Source organism: Nesterenkonia massiliensis, from assembly GCF_000455245.1.
Taxonomy (GTDB): Bacteria; Actinomycetota; Actinomycetes; order Actinomycetales; family Micrococcaceae; genus Nesterenkonia; species Nesterenkonia rhizosphaerae.
The window spans coordinates 225605-247324 of record NZ_HG005167.1 but is presented as its reverse complement, the minus strand read 5'-3'; the positions used below and the strand labels follow the sequence as shown (position 1 = coordinate 247324).

The window sequence follows — 21720 nt, the reverse complement described above, 5'->3', positions numbered from 1 at the left end:
CCCTGGATGCGCCAGGTATCAGTGACCGCGGTGTCGGGGGTCAGATGCTCAACGAACTCGCTGATGCCCCCGTCGTACTGGAATACCTCTTCGGTGGGTTCACTCCCGCGCTCATCTCGGATGGTGATGCGCAGCCCGGGTACCAGAAACGCGGTCTGCCGAGCACGGTTGGCAAGTTCTTCATCGTCGAAGGCAGCGTCGGTGGTGAAGATGTGGCGGTCTGCCCAGTATCGAATCGTGGTACCGGTAACTCCGCGCTTGGCCTTGCCGGCAATCTGCAGCGGAGATCCGGCCTCAGCGGCGGTGAAGCTGTCTTCGGGGCCGGTACCGGCGAAGATTCCGGGTTCGCCGCGGCGGAAGGAGAGCTGGTGGACTTTTCCGCCACGCGTGACTTTGGCGTCCAAGCGTGCAGAGAGCGCGTTGACCACCGATGCGCCGACACCATGCAGGCCGCCGACGGCGTTGTATGAGCCACCACCGAACTTTCCGCCGGCATGGAGCTTGGTGAAGACCACCTCCAGGCCAGAGAGTCCGGTGCGCGGCTCGATATCTACAGGAATGCCGCGACCGTCGTCGGAGACTTCGACAGAGCCGTCGCGGTGCAATGTGATCCCAATACTGGAGGCATAGCCGGCCAGTGCTTCATCAACAGAGTTGTCGATAATCTCCCAGAGGCAGTGCATCAGCCCCCGGGAGTCTGTGGAGCCGATGTACATGCCAGGTCTTTTGCGAACAGCTTCCAGACCTTCGAGCACTGATAGGTGCCGGGCACTGTACTCATCGCGCTGAGCCACGCAGCCTCCATAGGTGTTTGTTTGGTGATGGACAGAATCTGACAATGAGCCTACGACGGCGCAGGCCCGGTTTAGCGCAGAAGCGCCGCCTGGCTGGGCTGCTGGGCTACTGAGCGGTACGCGGTGAGCGAAAGCACACGGCACACCCGGGGTATTTCAGAATGTTTTCAGGGGGTTCGTGGTTGTATTGGACGCACACTTCACGTGATTAAGGAGGCGAAGAGCATGACCAGCACTACTGGGACCCTCGAAGCACAAACCCCGACGCTGACCGCCCTGGACCGCTGTGACCGTTGCGGTGCACAGGCGTATGTCCGCGCAGAGCTCGCCTCCGGCGGCGTACTGCTCTTCTGCAACCACCACGGCCGTGAGGTGGAGCCCACGCTGCGCCCTAAGACCGTCGCGTGGGTGGATGAGTCTTCCCGGATCAGCTGATACCGGCTAAGCGTCTGTGATAGACGAAGCCCCCGGCCTCAACGAGGTCGGGGGCTTCGTCTATCCCGTAGCGGGGTCTCCCCGCCCGCGGGACCTTCAGGCGTGACGGTCCGCCTCAGCGGACCGAGAGCGTGGCGGGGTCTCCCTGCCCGCGGGACCAACTCAGTCGAGGTAGTCGCGCAGCACCTGGGACCGGCTGGGGTGACGCAGTTTGGACATGGTCTTGGACTCTATCTGACGGATTCGTTCGCGAGTGACTCCGTAGACCTTCCCGATCTCGTCCAGCGTCTTCGGCTGACCATCGGTAAGGCCGAAGCGCATGGCCACTACCCCCGCTTCGCGCTCTGCGAGGGTGTCCAGGACTGAGTGCAGCTGCTCCTGGAGCAGAGTGAAGCTCACCGCGTCAGACGGAACTACGGCTTCGGAGTCCTCGATCAGGTCGCCGAATTCGCTATCGCCGTCTTCGCCCAGTGGGGTGTGCAGCGAGATGGGCTCACGGCCGTACTTCTGGACTTCCACGACCTTCTCCGGGGTCATGTCCAGCTCCTGGGCCAGCTCTTCCGGAGTGGGTTCGCGACCAAGATCCTGCAGCATCTGGCGCTGCACGCGGGCGAGCTTATTGATGACTTCGACCATGTGCACCGGAATGCGGATGGTGCGGGCCTGGTCAGCCATGGCGCGGGTAATGGCCTGACGGATCCACCAGGTGGCATAAGTGGAGAACTTGAAGCCCTTGGTGTAATCAAACTTCTCCACCGCGCGGATGAGCCCGAGGTTTCCTTCCTGGATCAGGTCCAGGAACAGCATGCCGCGGCCGGTATAGCGCTTGGCCAGGGAGACCACCAGGCGGAGGTTGGCCTCCAGCAGGTGATTCTTGGCTTTCTTTCCGTCGGCGACAATAAGCTCGAGATCGCGCTTGAGGCGCCGGTCGGTGATCTCCTCAGTGGCGAGTTTATGTTCGGCGAACAGGCCTGCTTCGATCCGCAGGGCCAGATCGACTTCCTGTTCAGCGTTGAGCAGGGCAACCTTGCCGATCTGCTTCAGGTAGTCCTTGACGGGGTCGGCAGTTGCACCAGCGGAGACGACCTGGACGGCCGGGGCGTCATCGTCGTCGGCGTTGGAGATCACAAAGCCACGGCCGGAGCTGGACTCGTCCTCCTCATTCTCGCCCGACTTGGGCTTCATGAGCTCTTCGGCGTCCTCGCCCTCATTCTCTGCCTTAGCGACGGCGTTCTCGAGAGCCTCAGTGGGCAGCTCCTCGGCATCGGCTTCAGCAAGAATCTCATCAACCGCATCGGTAGCCTTCTTGCGGCCACCGGTCTTCTTCGCTGCGGTCTTAGCAGGGGCCTTCTTGGCGGTGCTCGACTTTTTGGCAGTAGACGCAGATGTCGTGCTCTTCTTTGTCGAGGCCGCCCGGGACCGAGTAGTGGTCTTCTTAGCAGCTGACTTCTTCTCCGCCTCAGCGGCGGAAGTCTCTTCTGTGGACTTCGACGCAGTAGTGGGCACGATGACCTTCCGATTCGATACTTGGGCACCTCCCTCTCCAGGAGGCGGCGTGCAGACAGGAGGCCAACACGCCTATGACCCTGTCAAGTCCCAGCGGGAGAGAGTTCTCCGGCAGGGCTGCAGGGTCTGATGCGTGTGATAACACTACTGATCTTGTGCCCATTCCCGAAATGCAGAGGTTTTTTCGGCGCGCCTCAGCTAGTGCTCAACCGCCAGCTGTGGCTCTGGCGCTTCACCCGTGCCCAGGGACACACTCCAAAAGCCTCCGAAAATCTGGCCAGCAGCCCCGCCAGAGTGCTGTCGGGAAACTCAGCCAGCACCGCCTGTATGAACTCTGCCGAGACGGAACCTCGTCCCCGGGCCCATTCAATCCAGGCTTTGACGTTCAGCGCAGATTCGCGCTCCATTCCTCGTGCGTATGCCAGAAGCTCACGCAGTATCCGGTCCAGTGCATCAATACGGTCCCAGTTGGGGGCATAGTCGGTCGCCCCCGCCCAGCAGGCGGCATAGTCATTGAGCATCTGCTCGGCCAGCTCCGGGGCGGATTCGCCCGGCAGACTCTGACTCACCAGCGTTAGCTGCTCGTGGTCGCCCAGCTCGTCGAAGTCCTCCCGACCAATGGTGGTGTTCCCCAGCATTAGATCCTCGAATCTCATACCTGCCAGGGCCGGATGGAAGCCCAGCGCGGAGAGCGGGATCAATGCGTCGCGACCCCGTTTGCGGCGCAAGGTGGCCAGCAGTGCACCGATGTGCTCGGTGTCCTGATGCAACCATCGGACGTCCTGGGTCTGCTGGACTTTGCGCAATGTCTCATCCCACAGGGCTGCAAGTGGTTCTGCAGCCAGTGAGACCTCGCTGCAGTCGGCTAGCTCCTGCACCAGGCGCCTATCCGCTTCAGAGGGCGGATGCGCTGGTCGCAGATACTCCGCCAGCGCCTGGCGGGGCTGTGGGGCAGACACCCGCGCACGCTGCAGTTCCGGATGCGCTTGTAATGCCGCCGCCAGCTGCTCTTCTGCAGGCATGCCGGGGAAGGGACAGCAATTGAGGTTCTGGCAACCCAGGGCTCGAATTCGGCGCTGAGGCCCCGGGGGTCCCCCGATATGCCAGACCCGACTGAGCACCGTCGCGTGGTCTTCCCAGAAGGCCGTGGCCAAGGCAAACAGCAGCTCGGCGTAGGCGTTCTCGGTTTCAGGCGATGGCTGCTCGGGACAGAAGAGCAGCGCCATCACCGCATCGGGCGTCGGTTCGGCCTGAGGTCCTGCGAGCCAGTCGGCGTACTGGGCAGCCCTGGACTGAGCCGCACGCATTGTGCCGCTCAGGTCAACACGCAGGTGCCCTCCGGTCCGGCCATCCATGATGCCGATCAGGACTAATGAATCTTCAGGCAGCTCACCAAAGCAACTGTGCACCAGCGCGAGCGCGTCTCCGGCAATGCCGAGATTGAACAGGTCATTCGGTGAGGAGCCATGAGGTGTGAGCTCCGATGAGGTATCCATGCCCCCAGCCTGCGCTGACTGGACAGCAGACAGCAGCAGGCGCTGAGCCTACTGTGAGGATGCCGGCGTGGACGCGCCCACGTGGCCCACCTGGGGAAAACCGCATCCCGGGGCCAGCCGCATTAGTCTTCGTCGTGCCCTGAGCCCTCCGCGGGGCCATCGCCATCGGCTGTTGTGTCCTCGTCATCAACCCCAGGATCTGCCTGATCGGGGGCACGGGTGCCGAAGATCACATCACCTGGCTGGGTGCGCAAATAAGCCTCCACCGCGGCACCAAGTTCTTCTGCATCAGGGACGACGTCGTCTTCCTTCACCAACAGCGAGCGCTGCTGAGGGGTCGAGTACTCATCGAAGTTCGCCTCCAACTGCCGCACCAGAGCTGCAATCTGCGGATTCTGTCCCACCTGACGGGTGATATCCGCGTCCACCATCCGAGCTGCTTCGCGCAGCTCGTCAGTAGGCAGCATCAGCTCACCCGCGGCACCGGCATATTCCAGGGCAGCCACCGCCACCTGCGGGTACTTGCCACTGGCCAAATAGTGCGGAACGTGGAGGGTGTAGCCCACGACGTCGCGTCCTGCGGCATCCACACGCATCTCCAGCATCTGTGCCAATCCGGCTTCGATCTGGGCTGCAGGTGACCAGGTGGAGATCCCTTCGATGAGATCCTGACGGTTTCCATGCGCGGTGACACCGATTGGACGGGTATGCGGAGTAGGCAGACCGAGGGCATCCACCACCACGACCAGCTGCACTCCGAGATGCTCGATGAGCTCCAGCACCGTATTGGCAACACGTTCCCATTGGTAGTCGGGTTCATCACCAGTAAGCAGCAGGAACGGCCGCCCCAGGGCATCCTCCACCTCATAGAGATCAAGCTGCGGGCCCTGGTAGTCGGAGAAGCGGTTATCGCTGAAGGTCACCTGCGGGCGGCGGGACCGGTAATCAAAAAGCTCGTCGACGTCGAAGCTGGCGATGCGCTTATGCGGCAGCGAACCCAGCAGCGCATCGGAAAGCTGTTCGCTCAGCGTCCCGGCGTCGGTATGACCGGCCCAGGAGACCAGCAGTGTCAGATGCTCACCATCGCCCTCTGCGGCAAGCGGCACCAGGGCGGTGCCGTGGTCAACAGCAGCGGCGTCGTGCTCCTCACCATGTGCAGAGCTGCGGGTGCGGACATCCTCATCAGCATGCACGTGAAGCAGGTCAAAAGCATCGGTCACCGGGGGTGTCTCCTCTCGAAGGAAATGGATGGGGTGGCATATCTGAACTCAACAGCATTCCATCTATCCCCATTCCCGCTCCGAATGTGGATAGGATCGGTTCTGTGATCAACGACTTTAAGCCCACAGTGTCCGCCGTGTCCTCTGCCGTCGAGAAGGTCGACGCCGATGCCTTGGTGCTCGGCGTGGCCAAGGGGCCCGAAGGCCCGATCCTGCTGCCCAATCCGCTGGCCGATAAAGCCGCACGAGGAGTGGCCGATTCCCTGCAGGCCCTCGGTGCCAGCGGCGCCGCTGACCAGCTGCTTCGGCTGCCCGGCGTGGATGGCTTCAAGTCTGAGACGCTGGTGCTCATCGGCGTCGGTCCGCTGACCGGTGAGCCCGACGGCGGCGTCTCGCTGGAGGCCCTGCGCCGCGCTGCAGGTGCTGCTGTCCGCCAGCTCTCTTCTGCTGATTCGGTAGCACTGGCCCTTCCTGCCGCCACAGTGGACCAGGTCACCGCCGTCGCTGAAGGTGCCGCCCTGGGCGCCTACAGCTTCCCGCACTTTAAGAGCAGCGAAGAAGCCCGCAGCAAAACCCCGGTGGCACACATCGCCGTGCTGACCGAGCTGAAGGACAAGCACACCAAACCTGCACTGGGGCGCGCGGCAGTGGTCGCCGATGCTGTACGGGCAGTACGCGATCTGGTGAACACTCCGCCCAGCCACCTCTACCCCGAGTCCTTCGCTGAGATCGTCAAGACCCAGAGCAAGACCACCAAGCTGAAGGTCAAGGTCTGGGATGAAAAGGATCTCGAGAAGGACGGTTTCGGAGGCCTGCTCGGCGTAGGCTCCGGGTCCTCTCGCAAGCCTCGCCTGGTGCGCGTCGAGTACTCCCCGGCTAAGCCCATCGCGCATATCGCACTGGTGGGTAAGGGAATCACCTTCGACTCCGGCGGACTCTCCCTGAAGCCCGCCAATGCGATGGTGACCATGAAACTGGATATGGCTGGTGCTGCCACGGCCTACGCAGTGGTACGGGCCGCAGCTGAGCTGAATCTGCCTGTGAAGGTCACCAGCTGGCTCTGCTTGGCCGAGAACATGCCTTCAGATACCGCTCAGCGTCCCGAGGATGTCATCACCATTTACGGCGGCAAGACCGTGGAGGTGCTCAATACCGACGCCGAGGGCCGACTGGTCATGGCTGACGGGCTGGTGGCTGCCTCTGAGGAACACCCCGACGCGATTATCGATATTGCCACGCTCACCGGTGCCCAGATGATCGCCTTGGGCGTGCGCACCGTGGGCGTCATGGGTAATGACGATCTCCGCGACGATCTGGTCGAGGCCTCGCAGGATGCCGGCGAGTCCCACTGGGCTATGCCCATCCCGGAGGAGGCGCGCAGCGGATTCGACTCCGAAGTGGCGGATCTGACCAACACCGCTGACCGTTTCGGGGGCATGCTCAACGCGGCAGCATTCCTGCGCGAATTCGTTGGTGACCGTGCTGACGCTGATCCCAAAGCACTCGATGCCGATGCTAAGCGGATTCCCTGGGCGCATATCGACCTGGCCGGTCCTGCCTTCAACGAAAAGGCTCCCTACGGCTACACCCCCAAGGGCGGTACTGGCGTCAGCGTGCGCACCCTGCTGACCTACCTCGAAGGCGTTCGTCGAGCGTAGTTGGCTAAGCGCCCAGCTGATAGTCTGATGAGCAAGAACAACTGAAAACGTCTCACCCCAAGGAGCAATTGATCGTGGCCGAAGAATTTGACGTCCTGGTCCTCGGCGGAGGCAGCGCTGGCTATGCCGCAGCACTGCGTTCCGTCCAGCATGGCTTCACCGTTGGTCTGATCGAGAAGGCCAAGCTCGGCGGCACCTGTCTGCACACCGGCTGTATCCCCACCAAGGCCTACCTGCACGCGGCGGAGCTGGCTGATGATGCCAAGGAGTCCGAGAAGTACGGCGTCGACGTCGATTTCAAGGGCGTGAACCTTGCGAAGGTCAAGGAGTACAAGGACGGCATCGTCGCCGGCAAGCACAAGGGCCTGACCGGTCTGCTGAAGATGCGCAAGGTCCAGGTCATTGAAGGCGAAGGCAAGCTGGTCTCCCAGAATGAGATCGAGGTGGACGGCACCCGGTACAAGGGCAAAAACATCGTCCTGGCCACGGGTTCGACCTCCAAGACCTTCGGCCTGCCGATCAGCGAGAAGATCATCACCTCCACTGAAGCGCTGGAGATGGACCGGACTCCGAAGTCCGCCATCGTCCTCGGCGGCGGTGTCATTGGTTGTGAGTTCGCCTCGGCATGGACCTCCTACGGCACCGATGTCACCATCATCGAGGGCCTGCCGAACCTGGTTCCGAACGAGGACCCCTCGATCATTAAGAACCTGGAGCGCTCCTTCAAGAAGCGTGGCATCAAGTTCAACACCGGCACCTTCTTCAAGGAGGTCGAAGAGACCGCCGACGGCGTGAAAGTCACCCTTGAGGACGGCAAGGTCTTTGAAGCCGAGATCTGCCTGGTCGCAGTGGGCCGCGGCCCGGTGACCGAGGGCTTCGGCTTCGAGGAACAGGGCATCACCCTGGACCGGGGCTTTGTCATCACCAACGAGCGCCTCCACACCGGCGTTGGCAATATCTACGCCATCGGGGACATCGTGCCCGGACTGCAGCTGGCCCACCGCGGCTACCAGCAGGGCATCTTCGTCGCCGAGGAGATCGCTGGGAACAACCCGGTAATCGTCGAGGACATCAATATCCCGAAGGTCACCTACTGCGAGCCTGAGATCATGTCGGTCGGCTACACCCAGCCAAAGGCTGAAGAGAAGTTCGGCAAGGAGAACATCGAGGTCACCGAGTACAACCTCGCTGGCAACGGCAAGTCCTCCATCCTGGGCACCGGGGGCATCATCAAGATGGTTGGCGTCAAGGGAGGCCCGATCGTGGGCGTCCACGGCATCGGCACCCGAATCGGTGAGCAGATCGGTGAAGCCCAGCTCATCGTCAACTGGGAGGCCTACCCCGAAGACGTCGCCGCCCTTGTCCATGCCCACCCCACCCAGAACGAAGCACTGGGCGAAGCCGCGATGGCCCTGTTCGGTCATCCTCTGCACGGCTGAACCTCTGCGAGCTGACCTAGACCTGAGAAAACGAGTAGGAGCCGGACATCATGTCTGAGACCGTCAACCTTCCCGCACTCGGTGAATCTGTCACCGAGGGCACTGTCACCCGCTGGCTCGTCGAGGTCGGAGATGAGGTGGAGGTCGACCAGCCGATCGTGGAGGTTTCCACGGACAAGGTCGACACCGAAGTTCCCTCCCCCATTGCCGGCGTCATCGAGGAACAACTCGTCGCTGAAGATGAGACTGTAGAGGTCGGTGCGCCCCTGGTGCGCATTGGCGATGGCTCCGGCGGAGGCTCGGGCTCTGATGACTCCGATGAGTCGGAGAGCACCGCCGAGGCCGCAGAGGACGCCGCCACTGAGGCTGAAACGCCTGAGGCAACTGCTGAAGCCGCCGAAGAGGCGCCCGCCCCGGCCGCTGGTGAATCCGGCGGAGCTGAAGCCACTCCTGAGGAACAGAGCCCGGCAGAGGACACCGGAGCAGCAGGCGGTGACGCCGAAGAGGTGACCCTGCCTGCACTGGGTGAGTCCGTCACTGAAGGCACTGTCACCCGCTGGCTCGTCGAGGTCGGCGACGAGGTGGAGGTCGACCAGCCACTGTTGGAGGTCTCCACCGACAAGGTCGACACCGAGGTTCCCTCCCCGATCGCCGGCACCGTCCAGGAGCTGAAGGTCTCCGAGGATGAGACCGTAGAGGTCGGGGCCGTACTGGCCCTTATCGGCTCAGGTGCCCCGGCGGCACAGTCCAAGGAGCCCACCCCCGAAGCTGAATCTGCTCCCGCCGAGCAGCCGGCCAAGGATGAGGAGCCTGAAGAGGCACCCAGCGAAGAGCCCGCCTCCGAACCGGAGCCCGAGCAGCGCACCGAAACCAAGTCCAGCGAGAAGGACACCGCGGCAGAGGATTCCCAGGAGGATTCTTCCGCTGAGGGCTACGTCACTCCTCTGGTCCGGCGTCTGGCGAAGAAGGAAGGCGTTGACCTGTCTTCGGTCAAGGGCACCGGCGTTGGCGGCCGTATCCGCAAGCAGGACGTCCTTGACGCCATCGAGGCGAAGAAGAGCTCAGCACCAGCAGAGTCTGCGGAGACCTCGGCTGCCCCCAAGGCCGCCCCGGAGGTCAAGGTGGACACCACTAAGCGCGGATCCACCGAGAAGGCACCACGAATCCGCCAGGTCATCGCCCGCCGCATGAAGGAGTCCCTGGAGGTCTCTGCTCAGCTGACCCAGGTGCAGGAGGTTGACATGACTCGTATTGTCAACCTGCGCGCAAAGGCCAAGCAGGGCTTCAAGCAGCAGAACGGGGTCAACCTCACCTACCTGCCGTTTATCGCCACTGCCGTGACCGAAGCACTGAAGCAGCACCCCAAGCTCAACGCGGAGTACCACGAGGACAGCCAAGAGATCATCTACCACGACGCCGAGCATCTGGCATTCGCGGTGGACACTGAAAAGGGCCTGCTGGTCCCGGTGATCTCCGATGCAGGGGATCTCTCCATCGCCGGTCTCTCCAAGAAGATCGCCGACGTTGCCGAGCGCACCCGTACCAACAAGATTGGACCGGAGGAGCTCTCGGGCGGAACCTTCACCATCACCAACATCGGTTCAGTGGGTGCTCTCTTCGATACCCCGATCATCAACCAGCCACAGGTTGCCATCCTTGGCACAGGCGCGATCGAGAAGCGCCCGAAGGTGGTCACCGATGCTGATGGCAATGACACCATCGGTATCCGCCACCTGATGTACCTCTCGCTGACCTACGATCACCGCATCGTTGACGGCGCCGACGCCGGCCGCTTCCTTCAGACCCTGAAGGCACGTCTGGAAGAGGGCAACTTCGAGGCCCAGTTGGGGCTCTGAGCCTCATCACGGCGTGATCTGTGGGGACCAGCCTTTCGGGCTGGTCCCCACAGCCGTCTGAGCCACCCCGGCAGTGCCCGTGAGGCCGCTGGCGTCGGCAGGACCGTGGGCAGTTCGGCAAGGACCTGCTCATCTGCTGCTCGCATCAGATTCAGCGGCTGCGGCGCAGCCTGGGCATAGAGCTCACGTGCGAACTCGTCAGCAGTTATCCCGTCTGAGGGCTCCAAGGACTCCTCGAGCAGAGAGATCAGCGGCGTCGCCAGATCCGGCCGCAGTGACCCCAGCGGCAACCGCACCTGACGAGCTTCAGGCAGCTCCCCTGTCAAACAAAGCCATGCGGTCGCAGCCAATGCAGCCACATCTGCAGCCGGTGAGGCATCTCTGACCCGCATGCCCAGCAGTTGGGCGTCCCCGAGATCTGCCAGGGCGGGCAGCCCCTCTGGGGTCAGCAGGATATTTGCGGCGGTGACGTCGCCATGGGCTGCCCCTAACTGGTGCAGATGTGCACAGGCTTCGGCTACCGGCGTCAGGGCGGTGACTGTCTCCCCCGGGCTGAGTCGACCAGCACTGCGCAGCAACGCCGCCACGGAGCCACCCTGGTACAAGTCCAAGAGCAGCCCTGGTCCCGCCGTGGTCTGTGCAATACCCCAGGGGCGGATAAGGTGGGGATGCATCAGCGGAAGCATGGCTTCGAATTCCTGCTCCAGACCGCGCTGCGAGGGCACCCCTCTGGGTCTGCGGAGTGGGACTTTCAGCGCCATCCGGACCGGTGGCTGACGCGTAGAGTCGGCCCACACATGCGACTGCGCCGGAGGTCCAGTTCTAGAAACTGACCACACTGCACAGCGTCCACCCACACCCAACAGGCGCTCCACCGCCATACGCGCCACCCCCGGCGGTGACGACACATTAAGACTGTGGTCATCGTCATAACTTTTCATAGCCCCAGAATGCCGCGGATTTCGTCTCGCTGCAGGCGTTTTCCACAGCGCCTCCTGCCCCGGCGGGTTTAGGGTAGAGAGCATGACTCTGGAAACGCGACGTCTGGGCTTCGATCCTTCGCTGGTGGACTACACCAAGGCCTGGGACCTCCAGAAGCAGCTGCACGAAGAGGTGCTCGCTGGGCGGAAGCCCTCCACACTGCTGCTCCTGGAGCATGCTGATGTTTATACCGCCGGCAAACGCACTGAAGCAGAAGACCGGCCCAAAGACGGAACCCCGGTGGTCGACGTCGACCGCGGGGGAAAGATCACCTGGCATGGCCGCGGTCAGCTGGTGGGCTACCCCATCCTTCACCTGCGCGATCGAGCACTGGTCAAGGACTATGTATGCACCCTCGAAGCGGTGATTATGAAGGTCCTCTCTGAGGAGTACGGCATCACCAGTTCACGCGTTGAAGGTCGCTCAGGCGTCTGGATCACCGGAGGTGCCCAGGATAAGAAGATCGCCGCAGTAGGAATCCGGATCCACAAATCCGTGACCATGCACGGATTCGCATTGAACTGCTCCAATGACCTTGATCCATTCGAGAACATCATTGCCTGCGGTATCCGAGACGCAGGGACCACAAGCATCACAGCCGAGCTTGGACGCACCGTGACTCCAGCAGACGTGGTGGACCGCATCGAAGCGGAATTAGTCGCTGCTCTGCCCAGTTACATTTATTCAGGTGAGCAGCCGCCGTCGCCCTCCGACGACGAACTCATGCTGACCGCCTGCTCGATCTCGCAGCCGAAAGAAGGTGTCCTTAAGTGACGGAACAGGCAGTACGGACCGCAGGAGCATGTGGCACCGGCGGAAACCGCAGCAGCAGTATTGCCCCTGAGGGCCGCCGCATGCTGCGGGTCGAGGCGAAAAACGCGGCGGTGCCGGTGGAGCGCAAGCCCGAGTGGATGCGCACCAAGGTCAAAATGGGACCCGAGTTCGCCGCGATGAAGAAACGCGTGGGCTCCAAAGGTCTGCACACTGTCTGCGAAGAGGCCGGCTGCCCGAACATCTTTGAATGTTGGGAAGACCGCGAGGCCACTTTCCTCATCGGAGGATCCGCCTGCACCCGGCGCTGTGATTTCTGCGAGATCGACACCGGCCGCCCCGGTGCACTGGATGAATCAGAACCGCTGCAGGTGGCGGAATCAGTGCGCGAGATGAACCTGCGTTATGCCACCGTCACCGGCGTGGCTCGCGACGATCTTCCCGATGAGGGAGTCTGGCTCTACGCCGAGACCATCCGTAAGATCCACGAGCTGAACCCCGGCACCGGTGTGGAGATTCTGATCCCGGACTTCTCCGGCAAGGAAGAGAACATTGCCGGCATCTGCGAAGCCAAACCCGAAGTCTTCGCCCACAATGTGGAGACCGTCCCGCGTATCTTCCGTCGCATCCGCCCCGCGTTCCGCTACGAGCGCTCACTGGATGTGCTCACCCAGGGGCGCAAGCACGGCATGATCACCAAGTCCAACCTGATCCTGGGGATGGGTGAGACCCGCGAAGAAGTCACTGAAGCCCTCCAAGACCTCCACGACGCCGGTTGCGACCTCATCACCATCACCCAGTACCTGCGTCCCACTCCAAGGCACCTTCCCGTGGACCGCTGGGTCAAGCCTCAGGAGTTCATGGAGATCTCGCAGGAGGCTGAGGAGATCGGCTTCCTCGGTGTGATGTCCGGTCCGCTGGTGCGCTCTTCCTACCGCGCTGGTTCGCTGTGGGCCAAGGCCATGCAGAAGAAAGGCTGGGAGATCCCCGAGCAGCTTCGCCACATCGAGCCTTCCGGCCAGACCAAGCAGGAAGCAGCCACCCTAGTAGCTGCTGGGTTCTGAGCCAGGCAGAGCTAGTCCCGAAGCTAGTCCCGCGGGCGGGGAAACCCCGCCACGCTCTCGCCGAGCTCACGCTCGCCTTCACACCTAAAGCTAGTCCCCCGGGCGGGGGCAGCCCGTCCGGGGCTCGGGTAGAATGGGGCCATTATGGCAGCGAACTCCACCACCCCCCAGGTCACCTCCAAAGCGCAGGCCAAGGCCGAGCTGAAGAAGCTGCGCCAGCAGCAGAAGGTGGAGAAGCAGGAGCGCAAGGCCCGCCGCAAGGCGAACCGGGCCAACGGCGAAGGCTTCTTCTCCAGGATCAAGCAGGTCTTCAACATGACCCGCTCGCACGATCCCAATATCGGCTGGTGGATGGCGCTGGCGGCCTTGCTGACCTTCACCATTATCTTTGTTCTGGTCACCTGGTGGCTGAACTGGATCACGGCGCTGCTGGTGGCTCTGCCGTTCGCCCTGCTTGCTGCGATGATCATCATGAATCGCCGCGCCGAACGCGCAGCTTTTGCCAGGATCGAAGGCCGCCCCGGCGCTGCAGCGGCCGCCTTGGGCACATTGCGCCGCGGATGGGTGGTATCTGATGAGCCTGTAGCCATGGACCCCAAGACCCAGAACGCGATCTTCCGGGTCGTGGGCAAGCCAGGCTTGATCTTGGTGACTGAAGGCGTCTCGGCAAACTCCAAGCTTGTTCAGCGCACCCGTAAGCGTTTCAGCCCCATTCTTCGTGACTCCGGAGTCCCGGTGCATGTGGTGGAAACCGGCCGCGGTGAGGGCCAGGTGCCACTGCCCAAGCTCACCAAGCACATCAAAAAGCTGGACAAGAAGCTCAATAAGCACGAGGTCCATGAAGTAGAACGCCGCCTGTCGGCCCTTCCAATCAGCCGTCCGCCGATCCCCAAGGGCGTCGACCCCTACCGTGCACGACCCGACCGCAAGGCCCTGCGCGGCTAACCAGGACCTGCACCGCTGCGCGGGCACTGCACGGCTCAACAAGCACTGTGCAGCTCAGGCAACCTCAAGAGAAACCCCGTCCTGTTCTCAGGATGGGGTTTCTCTGCGATCACTGATAGAATGGTCTGCTGTCTGGCAGGCACGGGCGAAGTTCTTTATGAAGATCCACTTTTTCTCCCGTGTCACAGTGACCACGCTACTCGGCAGCGTGGGCTCTCCGTAGGGATCGCGGAGGCCAGGTGCCGTCTGCTCATTCGTGCCGCAGGCGGCAATAAATCACCAAGCCGACTGATTGAAGAAAGGCACAAGTATGCCCACCACTCCCCTGCGCGGTCGTCGGACCGTGAAGGCTTCGCGCGCTCTTGGCATTGCCCTGACGCCGAAGGCCCAGAAGTACCTGGACCGTCGTCCCTACGGCCCCGGCCAGCACGGCCGTACTCGCCGCAAGACCGACTCCGACTACGCAGTGCGTCTGCGCGAGAAGCAGCGTCTTCGCGCCCAGTACGGCATCCGCGAAGCTCAGATGACTCGTTACTACGAGGAGGCCAAGCGCCAGTCTGAGGGCCTGACCGGTGAGAACCTCATCGAGCTGCTGGAATCCCGCCTGGACGCCCTGGTCCTGCGTGCTGGCTTCGCCCGCACCATTGCCCAGGCTCGCCAGTTCGTGGTGCACCGCCACATCCTGGTCAACGGCAAGCGCGTGGACCGTCCGTCCTTCCGCGTCAAGCCCGGCCAGATGATCCACGTGCACGAGCGCTCCGAGAAGTTCGAGCCCTTCCAGATCGCTGCTGCCGGCGCTCACCAGGAAGTGCTCCCGGCTGTTCCCGGTTACCTCAACGTGGAAATCGAGAAGCTGCAGGCCACCCTGGTCCGCAAGCCCAAGCGCGCTGAGGTCCCCGTGACCTGCGAAGAGCAGCTCGTGGTCGAGTACTACGCTCGCTGATCTGCTGGATCTTCAGTATCTTCGCGCTGGAGCCCGTCGCCACCCCGCTGTAAGGGGTTGCGGCGGGCTCCAGCCGTTTCACCACGACACCACAGCAGGCACTGGCCTCGCTGTTCCACTAAGATTGACCAGTCAACGCCCCACAGCAGAAGGACGCTTCTTCCGATGAAGTCTCAGGACATCGCCAGCACCTGGTACGACTACTTCGCCGCCAAAGGCCACGAGCGGGTACCTTCGGCGTCACTGGTCTCCCCTGAGCCTTCTCTGCTTTTCACTATTGCCGGCATGGTGCCCTTCATCCCCTACTTCATGGGTCTGGAGACGCCGCCGTACCGCCGTGCTGCCAGCGTGCAGAAGTGCATCCGCACCGCAGACATCGAAGAGGTGGGCAAGACTGCACGTCACGGCACCTTCTTCCAGATGTGCGGCAACTTCTCCTTCGGGGACTATTTCAAAGAGACCGCCATCCCGATGGCCTGGGAACTGCTGACCACCCCGGTGGAGGGTGATCCCGAAACTGGTCTTCGCGGCTTCGGCTTGGATCCGGAGCGGCTCTGGGTCACCGTCTACGAGGACGACGACGAAGCACTGGCCATTTGGCGCGACACAGTCGGAGTGCCTCAGGAGCGTATTCAGCGATTCGACGCTGAAGACAACTACTGGAACACCGGTCAGCCCGGCCCAGGCGGGCCCTGCTCCGAGATCTACTACGACCGTGGCCCGGCCTACGGTATTGAAGGCGGCCCTGCCGCAGATGACACCCGCTATGTGGAGATCTGGAACCTGGTCTTCATGCAGGACCTGCTCTCGGCAGTACATTCCAAGACCGAGTTCGAAGTCTCCGGCCCACTGCAGAACAAGAACATCGACACCGGACTGGGCCTGGAGCGCCTGGCAATGATTCTTCAGGGTGTCGAGAACATGTATGAGACCGACCAGGTCCGGCCCGTCCTGGATCGTGCCGCCGAGCTCGCCGGGGTGACCTATACCTCCACTGAGGATCCGCAGGACCCGCATCACACCACAGATGTGCGGCTGCGGATGATCGCCGATCACGTCCGCAGCGCTCTGATGCTCATCACCGACGGCGTTCGCCCCTCCAACGAGGCCGGAGGTTTCATCCTTCGTCGGCTGATTCGTCGCGTCATTCTCGGTATGCGCCTGCTCGGGGTGGAGAAGCCAGTCTTCGGCGATCTGCTCAGCGTCTCGCGTGACGCCATGAAGGGTGTCTATCCAGAAGTGGCCGAGCGCTTCGAGACCATCCACCAGGTGGCGGTGAAAGAAGAGCAAGCCTTCCTGCGCACCATCTCTGCAGGCACTGAGCGCCTTGAGAGTGCAGTCAGTGACGCAAAGAAGTCAGGTCGTCCGCTCTCTGGCGATGACGCCTTCGCCCTTCATGACACCTACGGCTTCCCCATTGACCTGACCCTGGAGATGGCGGAAGAGGCCGGAGTCAGCGTAGACCAGGAGACTTTCCGGGCGCTGATGTGCGAGCAGCGCGAGCGCGCCCGCGCCGATGCCAAAGGCAAGAAGTCCGGACATGCCAATACTGAGGTGTACCAGAAGCTGCTGGCAGACAGGCCGACCCACTTCACCGGATATACCGAACACACCACCGAGTCGCGCATCCGGGGCCTAGTTGTCGCCGGTGAGACACGTGATCGGGCCGCTGCGGGCGACGAGATCGAAGTAGTTCTGGATGCCACTCCCTTCTATGCCGAGGCCGGCGGCCAGGCTCCCGATACTGGACGTATCACCGGTGACGGCTTCGAGCTTGAAGTCACCGATGTCCAGTCGCCTATCAAGGGACTGTCCGTGCACCGCGCCCGTGTGGTCTCCGGCGAAGTGCCCGCCGGTGCTGAAGTGCTGGGCAGCATTGATGTCCGCCGACGTCTCGACACTCAGAAGGCCCATTCAGCAACCCATATCCTCCACGCGGCTCTCCATGATGTCCTGGGTCCGGAGGCGGTGCAGGCAGGGTCCTTCAATAAGGAGGGATACCTGCGTTTCGACTTCACTCATGACGACGCCCTCTCCCCCGCTGCCCGCCAGGAACTGGAAGAGATCTCTAATCTGGCGATCCGTGACAACTACGAAGTGGCCACCAAGGTCATGGCCCTCGATGAGGCCAAGGCACTGGGCGCGATGATGCTCTTCGGTGAGAAATACGGAGACCAGGTCCGCGTCGTGGAGATGAATGGTCCGTGGTCGCGTGAACTCTGCGGCGGCACCCACGTCACTAGCACCTCTGAGATCGGAACCCTGGCCCTGCTCTCCGAAGCTTCAGTCGGCTCGGGAAACCGCCGAGTAGAAGCCCTGGTCGGCCTTGACGCTTTTAAGCACTTCGCTGCTGAGCGCACTCTGGTGAACCAGCTGACGGATATGTTGAAAGTTCCCGCAGACCAGGTCCCCGATCGTATTTCTGCCACCCTTGCCAAGTTGAAGCAGACTGAACGCGAACTGGAGCGGCTGCGGTCAGAGCAGCTGAAGGCTCAGGCCGGAAACCTGCTGCAGCAGGCAGTGGACGCCGACGGGGTCTCCGTCTTGACCCACCACGCCGGTTCCGCCGGCGGGGACGATCTGCGCCAGCTGGTGATGGATCTGCGCGGTCGATTCGGCTCCCAGGCCGCCGTCGTCGCTGTGGCAGCAGAATCCAAGGGGCGCCCGGTGATTGTCATCGGCACCACGGAGGCGGCACGTGCCGCTGGGCTAGCCGCCGGCGAACTGGTGAAGACCGCTTGCGGTGTGCTCGGCGGCGGAGGCGGCGGCAAGCCGGATCTGGCCCAGGGCGGCGGGCAGGACGCAGCCAAGATCGACGACGCTCTCAGCGCCGTCGTCGCTGCGGTGCGCGGACGCTGAACAGCCGATGAGCGCGCGTGCCGGAGTTCGACTCGCCGTCGACGTCGGAGATGTTCGAGTTGGCCTGGCGGCTTCGGATCCTGACGCCTTATTGGCAACGCCGGTCATGACCCTACGCAGGGACGCCAACCGCGGCTCTGATCTGCGGATGCTGCTGAAGATCATCGCCGACCGTGCCGCAGTCGTTGTCTACGTGGGTTTGCCGCTCTCGCTGTCTGGGACAGAGACACCCTCCACCCAGAAGGCCCGCGACTACGCTGTGGCTCTGGCGGCGCAATTGGCGGCGCAGTCCAGCCCCACCGAGGTGCGGCTGATCGATGAGAGGCTCTCCACTGTCTCCGCAGCCGAAAAGATGCGAGCCGCTGGCGTGGAGGCGAAGAATCAGCGCTCGGCCATTGACCAGGCCGCAGCAGTGGAGATCCTGACCCACGCGCTGGACATGCGTTCGGCCCTGGGTCAGGAAGCTGGAACCCTGGTGGAGATCGACCCGGAGACCTAATCCCGCTCACCCTCGCCACCCGCTCCGGGACTTTTCCACAGCTTGGCAGCACTCTTGAGACGTCGCTTCCAACCAGCGAGGCTTGGTTCATGGCATCGGATTCCACGGCTCACGACGGCGCCGGATCTCCACCGCAGCAGGGGAACTATCTTCGGCCCGGGCGGCCCTTCAGCCCGGCTGAGCTGCACTCGCTCTGTCTCGACGGCGTGCTGCAGCATGTCTTTGCAGACGTCTACGCCGCGGCAGAACTGCCAGCGGACAGGATCCTGCGCACCGGAGCCGCCGCTTGTGTGCTCAGTTCCGCGCTGCAAGACGCAACAGTCCTCTGCGGTGAAACAGCTGCATGGATTCACCTGGGTGGCCAGGGTCCGCATGTTGTCACGGTCATCTCGGCGGGCACGTTCCGCCGTTCCACCGGGCCGCTGCGGCGCTGGCAGGTGCATCAGGTTCCACTGTCTCGGGATGAATGTGCCCAGCACCAAGGTGGGCTGATGCCGGTGACCGTACCTGTGCGCACTGCAGTGGATCTACTAGTCGGCGTCGGTATCCCCGGAGACCGCCGTCGGCTTGATGAGCTGCTCACCCACGCTGCTGATGCAAGTCCCATCAGTGGACCCAGTCTGCCTGCCGAGCATGAACTGCGCCGCAGACTCGAGCTAGTAGCCGCATTGGTAGCGGCAACGAATTGCTCCGCGCCTGAGCTGGCTGAGACCGTCTGCAGAAGGCTGTCCTATACGGCACGCGTCAGTATGAGCCCCAAGACCGTGCAGGACCTGCTGGAGACAGCGCTCTAGTCGTGCAGTTCGCGTCGCTTACCCACGGTGCGGTAGACGTCGTAGACCCCGTCGATACGACGCACTGAATTCAGCACATGGTTGAGATACCGCGGATCCCCCATCTCAAAGCTGAACCGTGAGATCGCGACTCGGTCGCGGGAGGTATGGACTGTCGCGGAGAGGATATTGACCTGGGACTCGGCGAGTACTCGTGTCACATCCGAGAGCAGTGACTTCCGGTCCAGAGCTTCGACCTGAATCTCCACCAGGAACACAGAAGACTTGGTGGGAGCCCATTCGACCTCGACGAGCCGTCCAGGTTGTTCCCGCAGCTGCCGGACGTTGCGGCAGTCTGCCCGGTGAACAGACACTCCCTGACCTCGGGTGACAAAACCCTCGATCTCATCCGGCGGCACGGGTGTGCAGCAGCGGGCGAGCTTGGCGAGCACATTGCCTGCACCTTTGACCACCACGCCGGCGTCTGAATATTCAGACGGGCGCATACTCGGCGAGGTGATCGGGGTCGTGTCGTGCTCTTCGGAGTCCTCATCCTCGGTATCGAAGAGAGCCGTCAGATGTTCGATGACGTTCTGCGTGGAGACATGCTCCTCGCCGACTCCGGCGTACAAGCCCGAGATATCCGCATAGTGGAGCTCCTGGGCGATGGTCTGCAGCACATCCGGATTCATGACCTTCTGCAGCGGCAGACTGGACTTCCGCACAGCCTTTGTCAGCATTTCCTTGCCGCGTTCAATAGACTCTTCGCGGCGTTCCTTGGAGAACCACTGACGGATCTTATTGCGCGCCCGAGCGGACTTGACGAACATCAGCCAGTCATTGCTGGGACCAGCGCCTTCAGCCTTGGAGGTGAAGATCTCCACCCAGTCGCCGTGCTGCAGCTCTGAACTCAGCGGCACAAGTTTGCCGTTGACCCGGGCACCGATGGTCTTATGCCCTACATCGGTGTGAATGGTGTACGCGAAATCTACTGGAGTAGCCCCTGCCGGCAGGGAGATGACCTCGCCCTTCGGCGTGTAAACGAAGACCTCTTTGGCGTTGATCTCATAGCGCAAAGACTCGAGGAACTCATCCGGGTCTTTCGTTTCAGACTGCCAGTCCACCAAGGATCGCAACCAGCCGATATCAGCGGTGGCTTGTGACTGCTGCCTGGCGCCGGGGGCTACGGAGGCCGGTGCGGTAGAGACCGCAGACTCCTCGGTCTGGGAGCTTCCCTGCTGCTTGTACTTCCAGTGAGCGGCCACACCGTATTCAGCACGCCGGTGCATTTCATAGGTACGGATCTGCACCTCTACCGGTTTCCCTGAAGGCCCCAACACCGTGGTGTGCAGTGACTGGTACATGTTGAACTTCGGCATCGCGATGTAGTCCTTGAACCGCCCGGGCAGCGGGTTCCAGCGGGCATGCAGAGTGCCCAGTGCCGCGTAGCAGTCACGCACAGAGTCGACTAGGACACGGACACCCATCAGATCATGGATATCGTCGAACTCTTTTCCGCGCACGATCATCTTCTGATAGATCGAGTAATAGTGCTTGGGGCGGCCGGTGATTGTTGCTGCGATATTTGCGCCGTTAAGATCATCGGCGATCTGTTGCCGTACCTCGGAGAGGAACTTCTCTCGCTGCGGGGTCCTGTCCCCTACCAGCCGGACAATCTCCTCGTAGACCTTCGGGTACAGCGCTGCGAAGGACAGATCCTCCAGCTCCCATTTGATGGTGTTCATGCCCAGACGATGTGCCAGTGGGGAGAAGATCTCCAGGGTCTCTTTGGCTTTGCGGGCGCTGGACTCAGCTGGGACATATCTCCAGGTACGGGCATTGTGCAGACGGTCGGCGAGCTTGATCATCAGCACCCGAATATCCTTGGCCATGGCCAGGACCATTTTTCGTACTGTCTCAGCCTGGGCGGCGTCGCCGAATTTGAGCTTATCGAGCTTAGTCACGCCGTCGACCAGCTGTGCGATCTCTTCGCCGAATTCATCGGTCAGCTGTTCGAGGCTGTACTCGGTGTCCTCGACGGTGTCATGCAGCAGGGCGGCCGCAAGCGTGGAACCGTTGAGGCCGAGTTCGGCGAGAATGGTCGCCACGGCAACGGGGTGGGTGATGTAGGGATCGCCGCTCTTGCGCTTCTGATCACGGTGCTGGTGATGGGCGACGTCGAATGCCCGGCGAATCAGCGGAAGGTCCTGGTCGGCACCGTTGGACCTCATGGCGCGAAGCAGCGGCTCCAGCAGAGGCGAGTCGCTGGAACCGGCGACGACGCCTACGCTTCGGGATCGACGCGGCACCACGGGGCGAACGGCTCCTGTTGAAGACTCAGGGGTCGAGGTTCCTTCGGAGGCAGCAGAGCTGTCCGAGGTGGTCAGGCCTTTGCTGCTGGCTGCTTCGGGGGCAGAATCGGCTGAGGCCTCGCGTGCTGATGCACTGTCCTGAGTCACTGACGCCTGCCTTCCCGGGTCG

The 21720-nt window shown here is 62.4% G+C and carries 17 protein-coding genes; 11 read left to right on the top strand and 6 right to left on the bottom strand.

Translation table 11 applies throughout. The features are described from left to right. A partial coding sequence (locus TX78_RS14285; RefSeq protein ID WP_044494803.1) for an ATP-binding protein occupies positions 1 to 794 on the bottom strand: 794 nt, incomplete at its 3' end. A gap of 225 nt (positions 795 to 1019) precedes the next feature. Here TX78_RS14285 and TX78_RS06665 point away from each other — a divergent pair. Continuing rightward, entirely contained in the window at positions 1020 to 1229 is a 210-nt protein-coding gene (locus TX78_RS06665) for a DUF7455 domain-containing protein (protein WP_044494801.1), read from the top strand. Positions 1230 to 1391: 162 nt separating this feature from the next. Here the strand turns inward: TX78_RS06665 and TX78_RS06660 are convergent, their stop codons facing one another. From TX78_RS06660 to TX78_RS06650, 3 genes are all read right to left on the bottom strand, one after another. Beyond that, a complete protein-coding gene (locus TX78_RS06660) occupies positions 1392 to 2738 on the bottom strand; it encodes an RNA polymerase sigma factor (protein WP_407635382.1) in 1347 nt (448 codons plus the stop codon). Between the two features lie 191 nt (positions 2739 to 2929). Next, entirely contained in the window at positions 2930 to 4231 is a 1302-nt protein-coding gene (locus TX78_RS06655) for a DUF4192 family protein (protein WP_044494798.1), read from the bottom strand. A 122-nt stretch (positions 4232 to 4353) separates the two neighbouring features. Next, complete coding sequence (locus TX78_RS06650; protein WP_049897576.1) at positions 4354 to 5451, bottom strand: PAC2 family protein; 1098 nt, start codon at positions 5449 to 5451, stop codon at positions 4354 to 4356. Between the two features lie 104 nt (positions 5452 to 5555). Between TX78_RS06650 and TX78_RS06645 the strand changes: the two genes are divergently transcribed. The 3 genes from TX78_RS06645 (at position 5556) to sucB (ending at position 10404) form a co-directional block, all read left to right on the top strand. Continuing rightward, on the top strand, positions 5556 to 7109 hold the full coding sequence (locus tag TX78_RS06645; RefSeq protein WP_044494797.1) for a leucyl aminopeptidase: 1554 nt from the start codon (positions 5556 to 5558) through the stop codon (positions 7107 to 7109). 74 nt (positions 7110 to 7183) lie between these two features. Further along, on the top strand, positions 7184 to 8548 hold the full coding sequence (lpdA, locus tag TX78_RS06640) for a dihydrolipoyl dehydrogenase (protein WP_044494796.1): 1365 nt from the start codon (positions 7184 to 7186) through the stop codon (positions 8546 to 8548). A gap of 50 nt (positions 8549 to 8598) precedes the next feature. After that, positions 8599 to 10404: a 2-oxoglutarate dehydrogenase, E2 component, dihydrolipoamide succinyltransferase gene (gene sucB / locus TX78_RS06635; RefSeq protein WP_044494795.1), complete on the top strand. Its 1806-nt coding sequence runs from the start codon at positions 8599 to 8601 to the stop codon at positions 10402 to 10404. Here the strand turns inward: sucB and TX78_RS06630 are convergent. Then, the gene (locus tag TX78_RS06630; RefSeq protein ID WP_267878920.1) at positions 10347 to 11285 is read right to left on the bottom strand and encodes a protein kinase domain-containing protein; all 939 of its coding nucleotides are present in this window, start codon (positions 11283 to 11285) and stop codon (positions 10347 to 10349) included. The genes sucB and TX78_RS06630 overlap by 58 nt on opposite strands. A gap of 58 nt (positions 11286 to 11343) precedes the next feature. Here TX78_RS06630 and lipB point away from each other — a divergent pair, with 58 nt between their 5' ends. From lipB to TX78_RS06595, 7 genes are all read left to right on the top strand, one after another. Continuing rightward, positions 11344 to 12159, top strand: a complete 816-nt coding sequence (gene lipB / locus TX78_RS06625) for a lipoyl(octanoyl) transferase LipB (RefSeq protein ID WP_267878919.1) — start codon at positions 11344 to 11346, stop codon at positions 12157 to 12159. A gap of 80 nt (positions 12160 to 12239) precedes the next feature. Beyond that, positions 12240 to 13220, top strand: coding sequence for a lipoyl synthase (gene lipA / locus TX78_RS06620; RefSeq protein ID WP_044494982.1), 981 nt, complete (start codon positions 12240 to 12242; stop codon positions 13218 to 13220). 144 nt (positions 13221 to 13364) lie between these two features. Continuing rightward, entirely contained in the window at positions 13365 to 14165 is an 801-nt protein-coding gene (locus TX78_RS06615) for a DUF4191 domain-containing protein (protein WP_044494791.1), read from the top strand. Positions 14166 to 14475: 310 nt separating this feature from the next. Beyond that, the gene (gene rpsD, locus TX78_RS06610) at positions 14476 to 15108 is read left to right on the top strand and encodes a 30S ribosomal protein S4 (protein WP_044494790.1); all 633 of its coding nucleotides are present in this window, start codon (positions 14476 to 14478) and stop codon (positions 15106 to 15108) included. Positions 15109 to 15273: 165 nt separating this feature from the next. Beyond that, positions 15274 to 17967, top strand: a complete 2694-nt coding sequence (gene alaS, locus TX78_RS06605; protein WP_044494789.1) for an alanine--tRNA ligase — start codon at positions 15274 to 15276, stop codon at positions 17965 to 17967. Between the two features lie 7 nt (positions 17968 to 17974). Then, a complete protein-coding gene (gene ruvX, locus TX78_RS06600; protein WP_044494788.1) occupies positions 17975 to 18466 on the top strand; it encodes a Holliday junction resolvase RuvX in 492 nt (163 codons plus the stop codon). A gap of 89 nt (positions 18467 to 18555) precedes the next feature. Beyond that, positions 18556 to 19260 (top strand): hypothetical protein, encoded by a 705-nt coding sequence (locus TX78_RS06595; protein ID WP_044494787.1) that lies wholly within the window; start codon positions 18556 to 18558, stop codon positions 19258 to 19260. Here TX78_RS06595 and TX78_RS06590 read toward each other — a convergent pair. Then, positions 19257 to 21698 (bottom strand): RelA/SpoT family protein, encoded by a 2442-nt coding sequence (locus TX78_RS06590; RefSeq protein WP_101750623.1) that lies wholly within the window; start codon positions 21696 to 21698, stop codon positions 19257 to 19259. The two genes, TX78_RS06595 and TX78_RS06590, sit on opposite strands and share 4 nt — an antisense overlap. Positions 21699 to 21720: the final 22 nt, after the last annotated feature.